Raw genomic sequence first — 16002 nt, forward strand, 5'->3', positions numbered from 1 at the left:
AGTTGACGGGTTTACATGTTGACAAGTAGAATGATGGATGAATTCGAAATAACATGGATGATTTTGTAATAAAAGGAAATAATGTTGTGAACAGGAGGACGTATTTTTGAAATTTGTCTATTGTCTATTGTCTTAAAGTTCGTGCCTTTTCTTAATCACTCTCAATTTCCAGTAGCCCATTTTGTAATATGTAAAGGCTAAAATGGCTGCTAAAAGATTAGAAATAGGGAAAGCCCACCAAATTCCTTCAAATCCTAAAGTGGTTTTTTCAGATAACATAAACGCTGTAGGAAAACGGACGATCCATAAGCTAAATATAGATATCAACATAGAGGCTTGTGTAAATCCTGCCCCATTAAATACACCATTTAAAATCTGCTGAACTCCCAGTAAACCGAAACTTGGCGCCATTATTTTAATAAATAATGCTCCATTTTTAATTACGGTTGGATCGTTCGGAATGAAAAAAGCCGTGATGGGTTCAGCAAAAATAAATAACAAAATACCAATTCCCGTCAGACCAAAAAATCCGATTTTATTACTTAAATCGCCTATCTTCTCAGCTCTTTTGAGTTTATTGGCTCCAATATTTTGTCCTACCAAACTCGTGGTGGCAATGGCAAAACCCAAGGCAGGTACCACTACTAAACTCAAAATTCTTGCTCCTACCCCATAAGCAGCCACTACCTCATTCCCAAAGCTGGTCACCAGCATAATCATGAACGTCATGCCCGCTGCTCGGCTCGACTGGTCTAAACTTGATGGAATACCTAATTCAAATAATTTTTTCACCCAGGGGAAATCCCACTTCATATGGGAAAACTTAATTTTGATTCCTCTCTTCCCTTTAAAAAGAATGACCATACCAATAACGGCAGAAATACCTTGCGTAAAAACACTGGCAATAGCTGCGCCCGCTACTCCATTTCCTTCAATTGGTCCCCAACCGAATATAAATAATGGATCTAAAACCAGGTTTAAAAACACAGTACCTAAAACAATAAACATCGGAAGATAAACATTTCCAATCCCGCGCATGAGCGATTGGAAAACGAAAAACATAAAAAGGAATACAAAACCAAAGGACGAAACTTGAAAGTAACTTATAGACTCTTTCAAAATTTCAGGACCCGCCCCTACAATTTTCATCAAAGGTTCAGCAGAAAAATACCCGACTGCAGCTAATAAAATGGAAATGAAAAAGATGACAAAAACAGTTTGGGATGAAGCGTAATTTACTTTTACTTGATTTTCAGCTCCTTTATGTTGGGAAACCAATACTGTTCCTGCTAAGGTCAACCCTCCTCCCAACGATAAAACTAAAAACAAAATGGGAAAACTTAAACTTACAGCAGCCACTGCATTCGCACCTAATCGACCTAACCAAAAAGTATCGATTAATTGATAGGCAGTTTGCAATACATTAGCCATAATGATTGGAAAAGCCAGACTAACCAGAGAATTCAAAATCTTTCCTTCTGTATATTTCTTTGCTTTTGCCATCTTCAAAGATACGGGATTAATGATGTGGAGTTAAAACAAATGTAAGGTGTTCGTGCCCATTTCCTTTTCTATGGATATTTTCACTCTTAAATCCATCTTACCGCTATTCATTGTTATGTCGTGAAGAATATTTAAATTAATTATATTTCTATGCTTTTAAAATATGCTCCTAAAAGAATAAATAAGAAGTTACGATAACTGAAAATGGATACTTAATAACCTAAGTTCGACTTTAAATTCCTGCAAAACAGGCTCAAAATGGCAATTTTCGAGAGATACAGTATAAATTAAGATTTTTGAAAAATTAAGTCATAATTTTCCGGCATAGCTTACCCGGTTTTTACCGGGACGGTAATTCTATTAATCGAACTCAGGTTATTAGTGATTGAAAAATTATATTTATACTTTCGACAAGATGATTTTAGATACAGAGTGCAATACCGTTTACTTCTCTGAGAAGTTAAAAGAGAATTTCCCTGAGGAATTCAAGCAAATTTCCGATGCTCTTGCTCCTTTTCATTATATCAAGGTGAAATTATTAAAAGGCACTAAAGACGAATGGGCCAGAGATTATATGCCGATTCAAACTGCTGAAAAGAGATTGGTGAAATTTCGTTATCAACCCAGTTACGAACCCAGAGCTAAATGGTCAACTCCCAATAAACTAATAAAAGCTAATAAACTGCGAACTGCTTTTTCAGAACACCATATTAATCTAGATGGTGGAAACGTGGTAAAATGGAAAGACAAAGTCATTATCACAGATCGAGTAATCATCGAAAATCATACTTACCAAAACAACCATGAATTGCTGTTCAGAAGAATAGCTGAAGACTTGCAAACTGAGGTTATTGTCATTAAATCGCATACAGAAAAGCATGACATGACGGGTCATGCTGACGGCATGCTTCGATTCGTCAATGAAAATACCCTAATCGGAAATCGATTAAGCGAAGAATACAAGCCGATTAGAGAAAGCATCGAGCAAATGCTAGAAAAGCACCAATTCCAATATATTGATATGCCCTTTTTTGAAGATGACAGACAAAATCACTTTTCTGCCATTGGGATTTATGTGAATTATCTGGAAATAGCAGATGTTATTTTATTTCCTATTTTTGACCACCCTAAACAGAAAAATAAGGAAGCATTAGAAATTGTACGTAAAACATTTCCTGAAAGGAAAATCATTCCGATCAACATTGACGCCATAGGAATAGATGGTGGTTTGATGAACTGCATTAGTTGGTGTTTGAAGGAGTGAAATAAAACTTAAAAACCACTTTCTAACAAATATTTTACCTTCATCATTTTGACTTTTTCTTCTTCATAATTTGATAACTTATTGTTTTTTGGTATTCATTATTATTCTAGCTTATTTGCAGAAAAAATTCATATGAAAAATCCATTCGGCTTCATATTACTAATCATTTTGGCGTTTTCCTGCAAACCAACTGATAGGTCTTTCTTAACAGAAGCTCAGGTTTATCCTGAAGACTATAAAGCGATGACTTCAGACACATTTCGAGTGATGACCTGGAATGTAGAACATTTTGTAGATCTTTATGATAACCCCTATGTGAATAATAAAAGAGAAAATAATCCTGACTCCATAGTCTTCCAAGAGAAAATAAAATTATTCGCTAAGGCTTTAAAAAAAGCAGATGCTGATGTGGTAGTTTTGCAGGAAATTGAGCACATACAGTTAGCTAAGAAATTATCTGAAGATTTATTTCCTGAATTGAATTATAGTTTCTTCGCTGATGCAGCAAGTATTAACTGGTATCAGAATGTAGTAGTGATGAGTCGTCTGCCGCTAGGTGTTTTGTACAGTTATGGTTCAGTGCATTCACCCGTGACTTTTACCGATAAGGAAGGAGAAGAACAGTATGAAACACAAAGCAAAATCAATACAAGATTATGGACGATTGAAGTAATAGCTGATAAGGATTATAATTTCTATCTTACAGGAGCGCATCTTAAAGCTGGTAGAGGAAAGCGCGATGAATCCATGCGTCTTGGACAGATTTCACTTTTGAAGGAGCAATATGCACGTATTTACAAGGAGCATAATACTGCTAATATTGTAGTGGCTGGTGACTTAAATAGCTACCCTGATAGTCAAGAAATTCAGTCGTTTAAAGAAAAGGTGGAAGGGATTTCCTTTATTGACCCTCTTCCTGCTGAGGTGATGACACATACTGCTGATGATCCAAAACGCAGACTCGATTATTTATTGGTCAATGATAATATGGCACCTGAATTGATAAAAGGATCCGTGAAGGTTCCAACCCTACTCACTATCAAAGAGATGCGTAAAGTAAGTGACCATTTACCTGTAATAGCTGACTTTATAGCTTCTGAAAAGAAGTAAGTTATAGATCTAAATTAATTCATTTTAGATGGATCAAAAAAAGCCCGAATCTAGTTCGGGCTCATTTATCAAATTTTATAGTGAAGAATTTAAGCTTTTATCGGCCATTGAAATAAATAGCCAAAACAAGTCTTTCACCTGAGCGTCTTCTGAGGTTGGTGGTATGTTCTAATGTTTTTGACTCTTAACTGATTTAAAAAATCATAAAGCTAAACTAGTTTCTTCAATTATTGGGCATCATAATCAGTGATTGACTACCGTTGCGTTTTTCAAAAAGTTCATTTGATGTTAAATCAACTTGAAAAGTATGTTTACCGTAATTTTTTGCATTTTTAGCTAATTTACTGACAAAGAAATCTGAGAAATCGGCATTAGAATACTTTGACAATTCAGCATTTTCGATTCTTTTACTATCAATCCAAACGCCATACTTATCTGAATCTTTCCATTGATCCAAATTCTCATTGGAAGGAGTATTTTTATCATATTTTCTACTGGCAAACTTAATCTTTTGCATAGCCTGTTGTTGAGCAGACATCTTCAAATAAATTGATTTTAGCTCTTCTTTATCTGACTTATCCATGCTCATATTTACCCTTAACATCCCATCTTCATTTACGCTAACATATTTATCCATTATTTCATCGAAAGATAATTGTAAATCCTGATCAGGGGTTATTTCCTGGCTTTTTGCATCATTGTTTGCCTTCTTGTTTTCATTTCCTTCTTGAGCCAATGTAGTTTTACCAAATAGCAATATGGCAAGGATAATTATGGGTACAATAGCAAGTTGCTTTAGTTGAATGCTGGTTTTATTATATTTCTTGGTCATCATAATTATTCTTTTTTTAGTTTTAAAATAGTTAAAAGAGCTCGTTAAAGTTTTACGTGCATGAAATCTGTTGGCATGAAATATTTGATTTACAACTAAGTCCAAATACTTAGGCAAATCTTTAGAATTTTTAATTACTGCCCTATCCGCCAAAAATTCATGATTTAAACGGATTGCACTTCTGTAGAAATAAAGTGCTGGGTTACACCAAAATAGTGCTATCAATAATTCTATAAAGAGAATATCTAAGGTGTGTCTTTGAGAAACATGTGCAATTTCATGCTGCAAAATTCCATCTTCAATTCCTTTGTTGTAATCTGACTTATTTATGAAAATATAGTTCAAATAACTATGAGGAGAATGTGTATCGTTATTTAAGATAATTTTCCCTTTTCCTAGGTTAATTACTTCCCCACTTATAACTTTTCTAAAAATGAGCAAATTGAGGAATATGAATCGTAAAATGAGCAAAGTAGATACTAGGAAATAGGAATAAAATAAAATACTGGATAGTGAAATATTTTGAGTTTGTTTTTCTGTTATGATTTTTGTGGATTCGGTCGATATTCCTCCTTCAGCATATAAATACGAATCCATTTTATTCACTATTATAATGTCGGTACCTAAGCTTAAAGTCGGTATCAGCAATGAAAGGACTAAACTAAAGAGCAGATAAAACCGATTAAACTTATGCATTCTTTCGTTCTGTAATAACAAGAGATATGCTATAAAGAAGAGCGAGGAACAAAGCGTAAAGTCAATTAAATAGTCAATCATTTTTCTGTTCTTTCATTTTATCATCAATCATTTTTTTTAATTGGTCTAGTTCCTCATATGTCATTTTTCCCGAAGTGGCGAAAAAGGAAGCAAACTTAAGGGCAGAATCATCAAAATAGTTTTTAATGATTTTGCCAATTCTGTTTGAAAAATAGGCTTGTCTATCAACCAAGGGAAAGTATTGCCTAGAATTTCCAAATACTGTATATCCCACAAATTTTTTCTCCTGCATGCGCTTAAGTAATGTAGCAATTGTAGTTTTAGCAGGTTTAGGTTCCGAATGGAGCTCAATAAGCTCTTTCATAAACACCTTTTTGTGTTGCCAAATCAACTCCATCAGTTTTTCTTCGGTTTCAGATAGCTTCATGTTCTATGTTTTGATACATTGTTCTACAAACATAGAATGTAAATTCGGTTTTTCAAAATGTTTGATTTATTTTCCTGTTTTTTTAAGATAACAGGCAGCTTTCAAAAGCGGTGATAAAAGAAATTAATTATTTGATAGCGAGAATATAAATAAAGTCAATTAGCGGAATTTGTATTTAGATAATCTAATCTATTAAAATAATAGCCCAAATAGATTTGAAGGTGGTTTGTGTGATTCAAACTTTAAAATGTTGCAGAATATTTATTAGATATAATTTTACTTCCCAATACAAAATATTTTAAATGCTTTTAAATTACTGTAAATCAGTATGTTGCTAAAAGTGTAGAAACGCATTAGCAACAAAAAACGCTTAGGAATGTCAAACTAAGCGATAATAAAGGAAAAATCGAGGGGTACGGGCATAAAAAAACCGCTCCACAAAGGAAGCGGTTTTCAAGGAAAACACCAATCGCTTTACGCAACTGTTACAGAGCCTAAATAAACGCTGTTGGCGACTTTAGTTCCGTCTTCTGATACAAAACCTAAGAAGACTTCAACGTCTTCTCCTGAGTACTCAGAAGGCACTGGAATGGTCGCTGATCCAGCAGACCTTGCTGGTCCCGCAGTGGTGAACACTGCTTCTCCTCGGGTAGTGTTCAAAAGGACAATCAGAGCTTTGTCTGTTGCTTGAGCACTTCCGCTTCCTGAGTTGTCTGTCCAGGTTGCTTCTACGTTTCCAGCACTTGGAGAAGTAGCTGCACCGTTGGCCGCACCTGTCAAGTTACCACGAGTAACCAATGAACTTGCATAGTCAATCATGAAGTTTGGATAAGCTCCAGTAACTGCATTGTTCAGGTTGTAGGACATAGCCGCATTGAATTGGGTCATACGGTTTGCATACAACTTGAAACCGACTCTCAGGAAGTCTGTCATTGGCTGCAAGAACCTTAGGACAGTTGAGAATTTCGAACGCTGGTCAACCTGACCTTCCGTTCTTGGATTCGCTACACTGGAAGGTTTGATGCGCAGGTAATCGATGCCCTTCCAAGTTCCACCGATTACATTCCCTACTTGGCCTGATACGCCACCGAGAATACCTTGATTAATTTTTCCCATCTCTTTACGATTTTTAAGGAGTTAAACATTTGCTTGGACTTGACACGGACTTACCATGGATTTGCCCTTCGCCAACTAAATTACTTCAAGAATTAGGCGGTAGTTCTCTCTTGGGTGCTGTTGCGGTGGTGTGCTTTATTTTGCTTTTGTCGCCCTGTTTTTTTGGCAGGGCAGGAAGTTACCCTGCATCTGCTTCTTTCATCAAGTCATAAAATATGGCTTGTCTGGCAGTATCAATCATCTTTAGTGTGACTTTGATTTTTTGCTCGTTGGTATCGAGTAGTTGAAGGGCTTGAATTGCCTTTTCAAATGCCTGGGATTTGCTGCTTGCCTTGATTGAGCTTTCTCGGATTAGTTTTCGAGTTTCGCCAATGGTGACGAAAGGAATTACAGAGCCTTTCAGGAAATAGTGGAAGGATTTTGATTTCCATAATCCGAAGCAAAGCCAGTAGAGAAATTCTCTGTCCTCTTGGTTGTCGGTGAGGCAAACAAAGCAATTCGGGCAAGCGTTGTTGAGCGGTTTCCCGCTGTTCAATCCTTTATTCAGGATAAAGAAGTGCGGCTGTTGGTAGCTGCTTTCCAGTCGGTGTGTTTTGATGCGAAACGATTTCATACAGTGAGCCATTAAAGTTTTGCTCGCTGCGCTTCGCATACATTTTTTCAAAAGAGAAAAGAAAAAAGGGAAAAAAAGAAAAGAGAAAGCTCTTGAAAAGGCGGGCGGAGGTCGGCTGTCAAGGTTTTTGAGAAAAATACTACCCGCAGGGTGGAGATTTTTTTCAAAACCCGTAGGGCTTGACCTTGACTGTCCGAAAGTGCGATGGGCATGTGCGAACCCGCCTATCTTTGCTTTTCTCTTTTTAAAATTTTCCCTTAACGAGTAAAAAAAAGAGCCCCCTAAAAAGGAAGCTCTGAAAGGCACAACTCGAACCAAAAAACACGCAGCGTATAATCTGTGATGCCACAACGCTGAATGCCTGCATGAAACGGGAGACCTGAGGTGCGAACGCCCGCCAACAACCACCGGCTGCCGAAACGGACTCTGAATAATAACTTAAACATAATGCCCTCACACTACAGGACGGTGCGATTGCAGCAAGGGCTGTGGAAAAAAAATACTACCCGTAGGGTGGAGATTTTTTTTCCTAACAGGCGAAGCGAACCCTTGCAGCTCTCGCATCCGCACGCCTGTAACTTTGCTTTATGTTTGAGTTATTTATTGTCTGATTTACCGACAGCATGAACTGTTACCACCTTCTTGGATTGGTGGGCATGCCACTGTACCATAAGAGCAGTAAACGCAACAATCACCTTGTAAGGGTTTAAGTACTTCCTTACAATTTTCGCACTCATAGAAATACTGACACGCATCTGTAGGCATGGTTTCTTCTTTCTCATGTCCACATTTAGGACAAGTAATTGTTGATTTAAGGACTACTTCACTCATTTTGATTTGTTTACCGATTCTACTTTGTAACCTGTTTTGTTAACAGCTGATTTTACTTGCTCAATGTCTGTTTTAGATTCATCAAACGTTACCACTGCATTTGCTTTTTCATAAGAAACCTCTAATCCTAAAATACCAGGAAGCTTACCAATTTCAAGTTTTACATGTTCTTCGCATCCCGTACAGGTCATTCCAACAATATTGATTTCGTAGGTTGATTCGAAATTGACATTTTCTGATTCTGATAGTTTGGTTTTGGGGTAAAAAGTATCTGAGTAATAAGGGAATGCAAGCATGATCGCTGCAAATACCGTCACTATACCAAGGAATTTCTTTGACTGCCAAAAAGAGGGCTTTTCTTCATCACAAACGCAGGCAATTTCTTCCTCCGTTCTTGGCCTCAATTTCTGATACCATGCAAATGCTAAAACGACTACAGTTATTCCAATCAACCAAGGGCGAAAAGGTTCTAACCAAGAAAATGTTGCAGCTACTCCACTTGAACCTGCAAGTAGTGCCAACACTGGTGTAATGCAACAAAGCGATGCACTAATAGCCGTCAATACGCTTGTCATTGCTAATGAGCTTGATTTCTTGTTTTTCATAATGCTGATTCTTTTTCTGGTGTTAATAGCCCAAATATTGGATTCAGAATGAGGTTGTTGGATTCGGAAATAGAGTAGAATATTGTTTGACCTACTTTGTTTGTTTCAACCAGACCTGCATCTTTTAGCTTTCTCAAATGCTGAGAAATAGCAGGAACTGTCATGCCCAGAATATCGCTAAGATCACATGGACACATTTTGGATTCCTTTTCCAATAGAAACAGAATCTTTAGGCGTACTTCATTACCAGCAAGATTAAGTGTTCTTGCTATTTGGTTTATTGTATTCTCTACTTTTTCAATGTCTTGTTTACACTGGATGATCTGTTGTGCATCAGCATAAACTCTAATACAAGATTTCGTCATATAGAATCGTATTTAAGAGATTACTTAAATAAATACAAAGAAAGGAAAAAGAGTTTAATATTTAAGCAAATACTTAAATATATCAATCAGAGATAAGCTTCATTACGATAGGTGTGTGAACGCAGGTAAACCCAGGCGAAGTCATTTCTGCGAGCCGCCTGCGAGCGGAGCAAGGGTGGTGGCTGCAAAAGCCCGAAGAATGAGGGCGGCAGACGCCTACCGTTTACGGCAGGGCTGGCGTGTTTTTTTGCATCAGGGTCGGCAAAGGCAAGGGTAGCGACTGAACGGAACGAAACGATTGTTGGAAAGGAATGGAGCAATAACTGCCTGCAATAGTTTTGGTAGGGTTTGTATTTTTTGATTGCAGTACAAACCCATTGGAGGGGGATTGCAGGCAGATTGCGGAATGACGGTGCGTTGGCTCGTGTAGTGAAGTGAAAGAGCTATTCTTGTGAGCGGTGCTGAAAGTGGCTGAGTTGAAGGAATGAGGAACGAATGACTGAAACGAAGCGACTGAAAGCACATTGGGGAAAGCAAAAAACATGACAGCCCGATCAGCCCGCAGCGACCCGCAGGCGAGCAAAAACAATAAGCAGCGGCAGACCCCCAATTAAAAATATTGTGAGTGTAGCGAACACCTTAGAAGGGGTTTGGGGGGATGAAATAGCTGCGAGTGAGGAAGGAGAGAGTGTGTGAAGCAAAACAAGTGAACGGCAGTGAGTGAGCACCTACTGGAGCGCAAACGAACTGGTAAGTGAACGGTATATGCAAGGGCGACCGTAGGGAGTGCATTTTACCCTTGCAGATATGTTTTTGCGGAACAAAACGGAACGACTGACGAACACCGCTTTACCTGCGTTGGGGGGTGCGTTGGGAAAAGCAAGTGTGGCACGGTATGGAATGTAGCGCAGCGGAATGGAATAACGGGCTACTCTTGCTGTGCGGTGCTGGAAGTGGGTGAATGAAGAGAGTGAGGTACGAACGAACGAAATGAACCTACTGGAAGCACATGGCAAGGGTGGGTACTTAAAGATTATTATTTTGCCAATTTTAATATTCTTAATGCTCCGCGAATTACTATTCCAAAAATGATTATACCAATTATTAAATCCGGATACTTGCTTTGGGTGAAGTAAACCAGAACACCAGCGACTATTACCCCAATATTTATGACAATATCATTTGAGGTAAAAATTGATGATGCCTGCATATGGGCTTCTTTACTTTTGGATTTCTGAATTAAATAAAGTGAAATGGAATTGGCAACTAATGCTAATAATGAAACAACTATCATGGTTTGAAATACGGGAAGTGATTCCATACCTAAGAACCGTCTAAAGACTTCAATTAAGCCAAATAATGCCAACGTTATTTGAAAATATCCACTAATCTTAGCCACTCGTTTTTTACGGACTGTGGCGGCTCCTACGGCTAAAAGACTTAATCCATACACTAAGGCATCTGCCAACATGTCTAATGAATCTGCTACCAGACCCATTGACTTGGAAATCCAGCCGAATGACATTTCAACAACAAAAAAGACAAAGTTGATGATGAGCACTGCCCATAGCATTTTTCTTTCTTTTTTATTGGTCTCTACTACATTTACGGGATCATTTGTTTCTGTAATGGAAACAAGTTCAGATCCGAGATTTAATTCTTTAAGTTCTTTATCAATCTCCTTGCTATCTCCGGTATGAATTATTGTCAGTGTTCTTTTGGGGATGTCGAAATCAAGATTTTTAATTTCATTCTTGCCATCCAATTTCATCCTAATTAACTGTTCTTCGGATGCACAATCCATTTGGGGTATTCTATAAACTGACTTTTTCATAGCTTCTTTATTGTTTTAATCTTCATCCTCCTCACCACCAAATGGCTTTATGAGGATACCTACGGTAAAAACAAAACCATCTGTCGGGGCATATATTTCCTGAAAAACAGGATTTTGTATCGTGCCTGTTACTTCCGGGGAATATCTGCTTTGCCTTCTATCCGTGAAATTTTCAAAGTTGATGTAAGGGCTGCCCCATTTAAAGTGCCTTTGTATTAATAAACCCATTGTTGTATAATCAGATGTTTGGATGCCATTTGAGAGATATTGTTTTCCGGTATAGTATATCTCATAACCAACTCTCCATTTTTCATTTTCATACATTAAGACCGTTCCAGCATTATGTTTTGGGGTTAATGGTTTTTGCGGACTATTGGGTAGATAGTTTAACCTGGTATCGATTAAGGCATAGTTGAGGAACCATCTAAAGTCATTAAAACTTAGTTTCAAATTAGTTTCACTACCTAAACTCTGAATGTTCTCCGGTGCATTGCCATATGCATATTGACCTGTAGGAGTGGATTCCAGTAGCAATGCATTGGAAATATAGGTGGTATAAAAAAGTTGATTAACAGAAAGGAATAAATTGTCTGATAAAGGAGTTCGATAGTTGAAATCCAGATTGACACCATAAGATTTTTCTGCTTCCAAAGAGTTTTTATCTATTGGCATTACATCCTGATAATGTAAAGTAGCCGCCTCTTCTGTAAACAGATCAGGAATTTTATACCCTAATCCGCCACCAAGGCGAGTTGAGAATTTATGATTTACCTTCCATAAAAGGGAAATACGGGGTAAAGCGAAAAAGCCCCAATCTACAGAGTAATCACCCCTAAAACCTGTTTCGAGAGCCAGAGAATTAGATAAATCTGTTGTGTTATTTCCAAATATGCCATAAGTTATATCCCTCTGATCTCTTGGCAATACATCCCTGTTCTCTACGAATGAGTTGGTATATAGATTGGTACCGAAAATCCAATCTGATTTGTCGTGTCTTTTCGCATACGATATTTCTGTAAAAGTATTTGTTTGATTTCCATCAAAGGTGTAACCGGGAACTGTTAATAATCGATCGAAAAATGACACACTGTTTTTAATGTTAATATCCTGATCATCACTTAGTGAGAGCTCATAAGCTGCCTGGGTACTTATTCTATTGGATTCATTTTTCTCGAAATACTGGTGAATGCCTCCGATTTCATTCTGTACCACTTCAATGTCTCCGCCTTCTCTTTTGTCCAGTGTGGCATTGACACCCAACCATAATGTTGATTTTTTTGAGGGGTAATAAAATATTTTAGGATTGATGGATAGTGTAGTGGTTTTTGGAATATTAGTGAAATTGTCGCTGTCCGGGTTATATGGGCTATGGTAGTGGCCTGCTCCATAAAGAGTAACTCCGAATTTTTCGCCCCTTTTACTGTAGAATACGTTACCATTGCTGCCTGCCACATGGGTTTGGGACAACAATATATCCAAACTTGGTTCTTCATGGGGGCTTTTGGAGACCATATTTACCAAACCAGCTATTGCACCCCCACCATATAGAGTGGATGCACTACCTTTTATGATTTCAAATTGTGCAAGGTCTAAGGGTGGTATTTGCATAATGCTTAACCCACCGGAAAAGCCACCATACAAGGGAAATCCATCACGTAATAATTGGGTGTACCTTCCATCCAAACCCTGTATTCTTATACTTCTGTTTCCGCTGCTCAGACTTGTTTGCTGAATTTGAATGCCTGTACTTTCCCTTAAAACCATAGAGATATTTGTTGCATTCATTATCGCTTTTTCTTCCAATTCTTCCCCTCCGATAAATTCAACTCGTGTTGGAATGTTTGCAATAGTACGGGTGCTACGTGTGGCTTGAATTACCACTTCATTTAAACTCGCTTCCGATTCATCTAAATAATAAGTAAAGATGTTTAAAGTGGATGACACGGTAATTGTGTCAGTTATTTTTTCAAACCCGATGTAGGAAATTTCGATTCCGTAAGTGCCTTCCTGAATGTTTTCAAAAATGCCAAGACCACCTAAATCTGTAACAGTCCCTTTAGATAATTCTGGAATATAAATAGTGGCACCGATGAGTTCTTCTTTGTTTTTTTCATCCAGCACCTTTATGCTTAGGGTGATGTTTTGCCCCATTAAAAGCGAGGTTGAAAATGTAAATAAGGTTAATGATAAAATTATCTTTGTCATTTCAGATTGTTATTTCTCAGAATTTTAGACAAAGGTAGGGCAATGGGCCTGCAACCCGATTGCAAAGGTTAACGGTTGCACTTATCGCACAATCCTTTGATTACCATATTGGCCTGTTCCATTTTGAAATTTTTTGGAAGGTTTACAGTCTGAATTGGATAATCCAAAAGGCAGTAGGTAAGATTACATGATGTGCAATAAAAGTGATAGTGGAGATCTTCCGGGTCACAATTGCAACCTTCAACACATACTGCATATTTTGTCATGCCAGAACCATCTTCGATACTATGGATTACTTTATGTTGTTCAAAGGTTTTTAATGTACGAAATATGGAGCTTCTATCGGTTTGAATTAATGATTCTTCTATTTCTTTAAGTGATTGTGCCTGGTTCTGCTCCAATAAATGGCGTAATACTACAACCCTTACTGCGGTGGGCTTCACCTTCTTTATTCGAAATATTTCTTCTGCTCTATCCATTATAAAAACCAAAGATTGTCTTTACCGTAATCAGGAATCTCGTTGCCTTCAAAGTAAGGTAGCATTTCTGCCACCATTTCAGGGTACTTGATTGTTACGGGTAAATTTTGTTGTCTTACTGATTTCCAGTACATGCGACTAAACTGATATACCTGATCGATAAGCTCTTTTACTGTTTTGTAATCATCAACCAATTCGGGATTGGAGCAATTTATCTTGAGCTTTACCGGAAATGAAAACCCGTCATTGAAATTGAACTCCGATGCGGAATACCTGGTATTATTGAACAATAAAAACCTGTTGTAACCTAATTTGATGAATGTGCCACTTACAGGCATCAAATCTTTCCAGTCCAAATCAAAGGCAACAATATCAGAGGATTCTGTTTTGTTGATAGATACAATGAATACCGGAATGTTCAATTCCAATTCTCTCAGGCCGTTCTCAATCGGTTCTACTTCCTCTCTACTCATGTCTTTGTAGAAGTGAATTACAAGCCTTCTGATTCCTGTATTTACATTCACATAGTCTTTAACCGCTCTTAGAATTGAACCTGCCAACTCTTTTGTTTGGTCTTTCTGAAAGCATTCAAATCGGTTGAATTTCCCTGTATTGGAGAAACTGAAAGCACTGCCGATATATTGGATGTCAACTTCTGTGTGCTTGAATGCTCCAACTCCAACAATCAATTCATTCTTCAGCTTTGTGTCTAACCTCCACGGAGTGCCATTGAGCTTTGCGAGAATGGCAATTGCGATGTTTGGCAAGCTGAAATGATACTTATCGTTGCTACTCACTTTATCAGGATCTATTACCTGAGAGGAAACTCCTTTTTTTAGTAGAAGCTCCTTCAGCTTGTAGTAAATCAACCTCTGAGATTTAACTGGAACATTCTTGCTGATTGGGGTAATGTAAATAGCTATGTGCTGAATGTCGGTATCAAAGTCCTTGTCGTTGATTTGCTCGTACAGCTCTGGCCAAGGGTTATCCCTGTCTTTAAAATAGATTGCGAGTTCTTTATCTGGATGATACGGTGTATGAATGAACTTTGATAGACCCCTAAAGCCATTGAGTTTGCCATTAAAGTAGTTGTGAATCTTGGCTGCTACTTCTCTATCATCTTCATGGAGAATGAAAAAGAAATGAATCTTAGATGATGGGCTTAACTCGAAAGGGCCATTTTCAGTAATACCATAGTACGGTACATGGTGCAGCTTTTGATTTCCAAATACCAGTTTGTTGCTGGACTTTTCAATTGAGCCAATTCGGACTTCATCTACAAGAATAAACCCCTTGGAGGATAGCGGAATGATAGCTTTGAACTCTGCTGTATTAAGCTGCTCTCTGTAAAATTTATCAATGGCCGTTTTGAACTTCCTGTATTTGTTCGTCTTGTCCGGGGCTTCTGTTTCCTGGTGCAAAGCATCCCTTATTTCAAAATTCCAAACAGGATAAACCTTGTCGTAATTTCTTTTACCATCATCCGGCAATTCATCAAAGCGGTGTAGTCCTTTTTCATAGACCACCCAATTGAATGCCCTTACAGGTACTTCTTCAAAAAGTTCTGATACAGGGGTTTTAAAAATCTTTGACTTGCCTTCAAATGTGACCAGTAATTCAAGGCTGTTTGAAACTGTCCTGAACTGCACTCTCAAAGAGAAACGGTCAAAGGTTTTGTATATCCCTTCTTTGTCTTGTGTATCGCTTGGCAACCAAACTTCTGTATCGCTTACAAAATTAGGTTTGACCAAACAGCCCTTAGTTTTGAAATGGTTATGGATTAATGAATTGTAGTAGCGTTTGAGAATAGATGAAGACAATGCGGAATTGGAAACCGGAACGGTTTTCTCAATTCCTTCTTCGGTAGTGATTTTCTCATAGGTTGGTATGGTTGGCTTAGTGACCGGAATGAATCCTTCTTTTTCTTGGCAAAACGAAGTGTAGTAATGCTCTTGCTTCCCATACTTATCAATGACCTCATCAGGAACCAATTCATGGAATATGCGTGTGGTTCCTTCTTCCTCTTTATCCGAAAAATAGAAGGTGAGCGAATTGCTCGGATGATTGAATGTTAGTATGTTGAAACAGTGCTTAGGCATTT

The 16002-nt window shown here is 37.8% G+C and carries 14 protein-coding genes; 2 read left to right on the forward strand and 12 right to left on the reverse strand.

Annotated elements, in window-relative coordinates:
- Positions 1 to 132: 132 nt before the first annotated feature.
- Positions 133 to 1503, reverse strand: a complete 1371-nt coding sequence (locus tag VFM92_RS14950; RefSeq protein ID WP_325123037.1) for an MATE family efflux transporter — start codon at positions 1501 to 1503, stop codon at positions 133 to 135.
- Between the two features lie 415 nt (positions 1504 to 1918).
- Here VFM92_RS14950 and VFM92_RS14955 point away from each other — a divergent pair, with 415 nt between their 5' ends.
- The gene (locus VFM92_RS14955) at positions 1919 to 2767 is read left to right on the forward strand and encodes an agmatine deiminase family protein (protein ID WP_325123038.1); all 849 of its coding nucleotides are present in this window, start codon (positions 1919 to 1921) and stop codon (positions 2765 to 2767) included.
- A gap of 132 nt (positions 2768 to 2899) precedes the next feature.
- A complete protein-coding gene (locus VFM92_RS14960) occupies positions 2900 to 3877 on the forward strand; it encodes an endonuclease/exonuclease/phosphatase family protein (RefSeq protein ID WP_325123039.1) in 978 nt (325 codons plus the stop codon).
- Positions 3878 to 4100: 223 nt separating this feature from the next.
- Here the strand turns inward: VFM92_RS14960 and VFM92_RS14965 are convergent, their stop codons facing one another.
- The 11 genes from VFM92_RS14965 to VFM92_RS15015 form a co-directional block, all read right to left on the reverse strand.
- A complete protein-coding gene (locus VFM92_RS14965; protein WP_325123040.1) occupies positions 4101 to 5306 on the reverse strand; it encodes a M56 family metallopeptidase in 1206 nt (401 codons plus the stop codon).
- 172 nt (positions 5307 to 5478) lie between these two features.
- The gene (locus VFM92_RS14970; RefSeq protein ID WP_325123041.1) at positions 5479 to 5853 is read right to left on the reverse strand and encodes a BlaI/MecI/CopY family transcriptional regulator; all 375 of its coding nucleotides are present in this window, start codon (positions 5851 to 5853) and stop codon (positions 5479 to 5481) included.
- A gap of 474 nt (positions 5854 to 6327) precedes the next feature.
- The gene (locus VFM92_RS14975; protein WP_053224313.1) at positions 6328 to 6969 is read right to left on the reverse strand and encodes a DUF6266 family protein; all 642 of its coding nucleotides are present in this window, start codon (positions 6967 to 6969) and stop codon (positions 6328 to 6330) included.
- Positions 6970 to 7147: 178 nt separating this feature from the next.
- Positions 7148 to 7582 (reverse strand): DUF6943 family protein, encoded by a 435-nt coding sequence (locus VFM92_RS14980; RefSeq protein ID WP_325123042.1) that lies wholly within the window; start codon positions 7580 to 7582, stop codon positions 7148 to 7150.
- A 612-nt stretch (positions 7583 to 8194) separates the two neighbouring features.
- Positions 8195 to 8413 carry a GDCCVxC domain-containing (seleno)protein gene (locus VFM92_RS14985; RefSeq protein WP_325123043.1) on the reverse strand — a complete coding sequence of 73 codons (219 nt, stop codon included), beginning with the start codon at positions 8411 to 8413 and terminating at the stop codon, positions 8195 to 8197.
- Positions 8410 to 9018 carry a mercuric transport protein MerTP gene (gene merTP, locus VFM92_RS14990; protein WP_053224310.1) on the reverse strand — a complete coding sequence of 203 codons (609 nt, stop codon included), beginning with the start codon at positions 9016 to 9018 and terminating at the stop codon, positions 8410 to 8412. Before merTP ends, VFM92_RS14985 begins: the two co-directional genes overlap by 4 nt.
- Positions 9015 to 9383, reverse strand: a complete 369-nt coding sequence (locus VFM92_RS14995; RefSeq protein ID WP_053224309.1) for an ArsR/SmtB family transcription factor — start codon at positions 9381 to 9383, stop codon at positions 9015 to 9017. Before VFM92_RS14995 ends, merTP begins: the two co-directional genes overlap by 4 nt.
- 1036 nt (positions 9384 to 10419) lie before the next feature.
- Complete coding sequence (locus VFM92_RS15000; RefSeq protein ID WP_325123044.1) at positions 10420 to 11217, reverse strand: cation transporter; 798 nt, start codon at positions 11215 to 11217, stop codon at positions 10420 to 10422.
- A 15-nt stretch (positions 11218 to 11232) separates the two neighbouring features.
- On the reverse strand, positions 11233 to 13422 hold the full coding sequence (locus VFM92_RS15005) for a TonB-dependent receptor (protein ID WP_325123045.1): 2190 nt from the start codon (positions 13420 to 13422) through the stop codon (positions 11233 to 11235).
- A 68-nt stretch (positions 13423 to 13490) separates the two neighbouring features.
- Positions 13491 to 13901: a Fur family transcriptional regulator gene (locus VFM92_RS15010; RefSeq protein WP_325123046.1), complete on the reverse strand. Its 411-nt coding sequence runs from the start codon at positions 13899 to 13901 to the stop codon at positions 13491 to 13493.
- On the reverse strand, positions 13901 to 16000 hold the full coding sequence (locus VFM92_RS15015; protein ID WP_325123047.1) for a Piwi domain-containing protein: 2100 nt from the start codon (positions 15998 to 16000) through the stop codon (positions 13901 to 13903). Before VFM92_RS15015 ends, VFM92_RS15010 begins: the two co-directional genes overlap by 1 nt.
- Positions 16001 to 16002 lie beyond the last annotated feature (2 nt).

The sequence above is a fragment of the Marivirga sp. genome (assembly GCF_035704835.1).
Taxonomy (GTDB): Bacteria; Bacteroidota; Bacteroidia; order Cytophagales; family Cyclobacteriaceae; genus Marivirga.

Bases quoted from the DNA above. Each gene is read 5' to 3' on its own strand.
- VFM92_RS14950 (WP_325123037.1), bottom strand. From the start codon at position 1,503: ATGGCAAAAGCAAAGAAATATACAGAAGGAAAGATTTTGAATTCTCTG.
- VFM92_RS14955 (WP_325123038.1), top strand. From the start codon at position 1,919: ATGATTTTAGATACAGAGTGCAATACCGTTTACTTCTCTGAGAAGTTA.
- VFM92_RS14960 (WP_325123039.1), top strand. From the start codon at position 2,900: ATGAAAAATCCATTCGGCTTCATATTACTAATCATTTTGGCGTTTTCC.
- VFM92_RS14965 (WP_325123040.1), bottom strand. From the start codon at position 5,306: ATGGATTCGTATTTATATGCTGAAGGAGGAATATCGACCGAATCCACA.
- VFM92_RS14970 (WP_325123041.1), bottom strand. From the start codon at position 5,853: ATGAAGCTATCTGAAACCGAAGAAAAACTGATGGAGTTGATTTGGCAA.
- VFM92_RS14975 (WP_053224313.1), bottom strand. From the start codon at position 6,969: ATGGGAAAAATTAATCAAGGTATTCTCGGTGGCGTATCAGGCCAAGTA.
- VFM92_RS14980 (WP_325123042.1), bottom strand. From the start codon at position 7,582: ATGAAATCGTTTCGCATCAAAACACACCGACTGGAAAGCAGCTACCAA.
- VFM92_RS14985 (WP_325123043.1), bottom strand. From the start codon at position 8,413: ATGAGTGAAGTAGTCCTTAAATCAACAATTACTTGTCCTAAATGTGGA.
- merTP (WP_053224310.1), bottom strand. From the start codon at position 9,018: ATGAAAAACAAGAAATCAAGCTCATTAGCAATGACAAGCGTATTGACG.
- VFM92_RS14995 (WP_053224309.1), bottom strand. From the start codon at position 9,383: ATGACGAAATCTTGTATTAGAGTTTATGCTGATGCACAACAGATCATC.
- VFM92_RS15000 (WP_325123044.1), bottom strand. From the start codon at position 11,217: ATGAAAAAGTCAGTTTATAGAATACCCCAAATGGATTGTGCATCCGAA.
- VFM92_RS15005 (WP_325123045.1), bottom strand. From the start codon at position 13,422: ATGACAAAGATAATTTTATCATTAACCTTATTTACATTTTCAACCTCG.
- VFM92_RS15010 (WP_325123046.1), bottom strand. From the start codon at position 13,901: ATGGATAGAGCAGAAGAAATATTTCGAATAAAGAAGGTGAAGCCCACC.
- VFM92_RS15015 (WP_325123047.1), bottom strand. From the start codon at position 16,000: ATGCCTAAGCACTGTTTCAACATACTAACATTCAATCATCCGAGCAAT.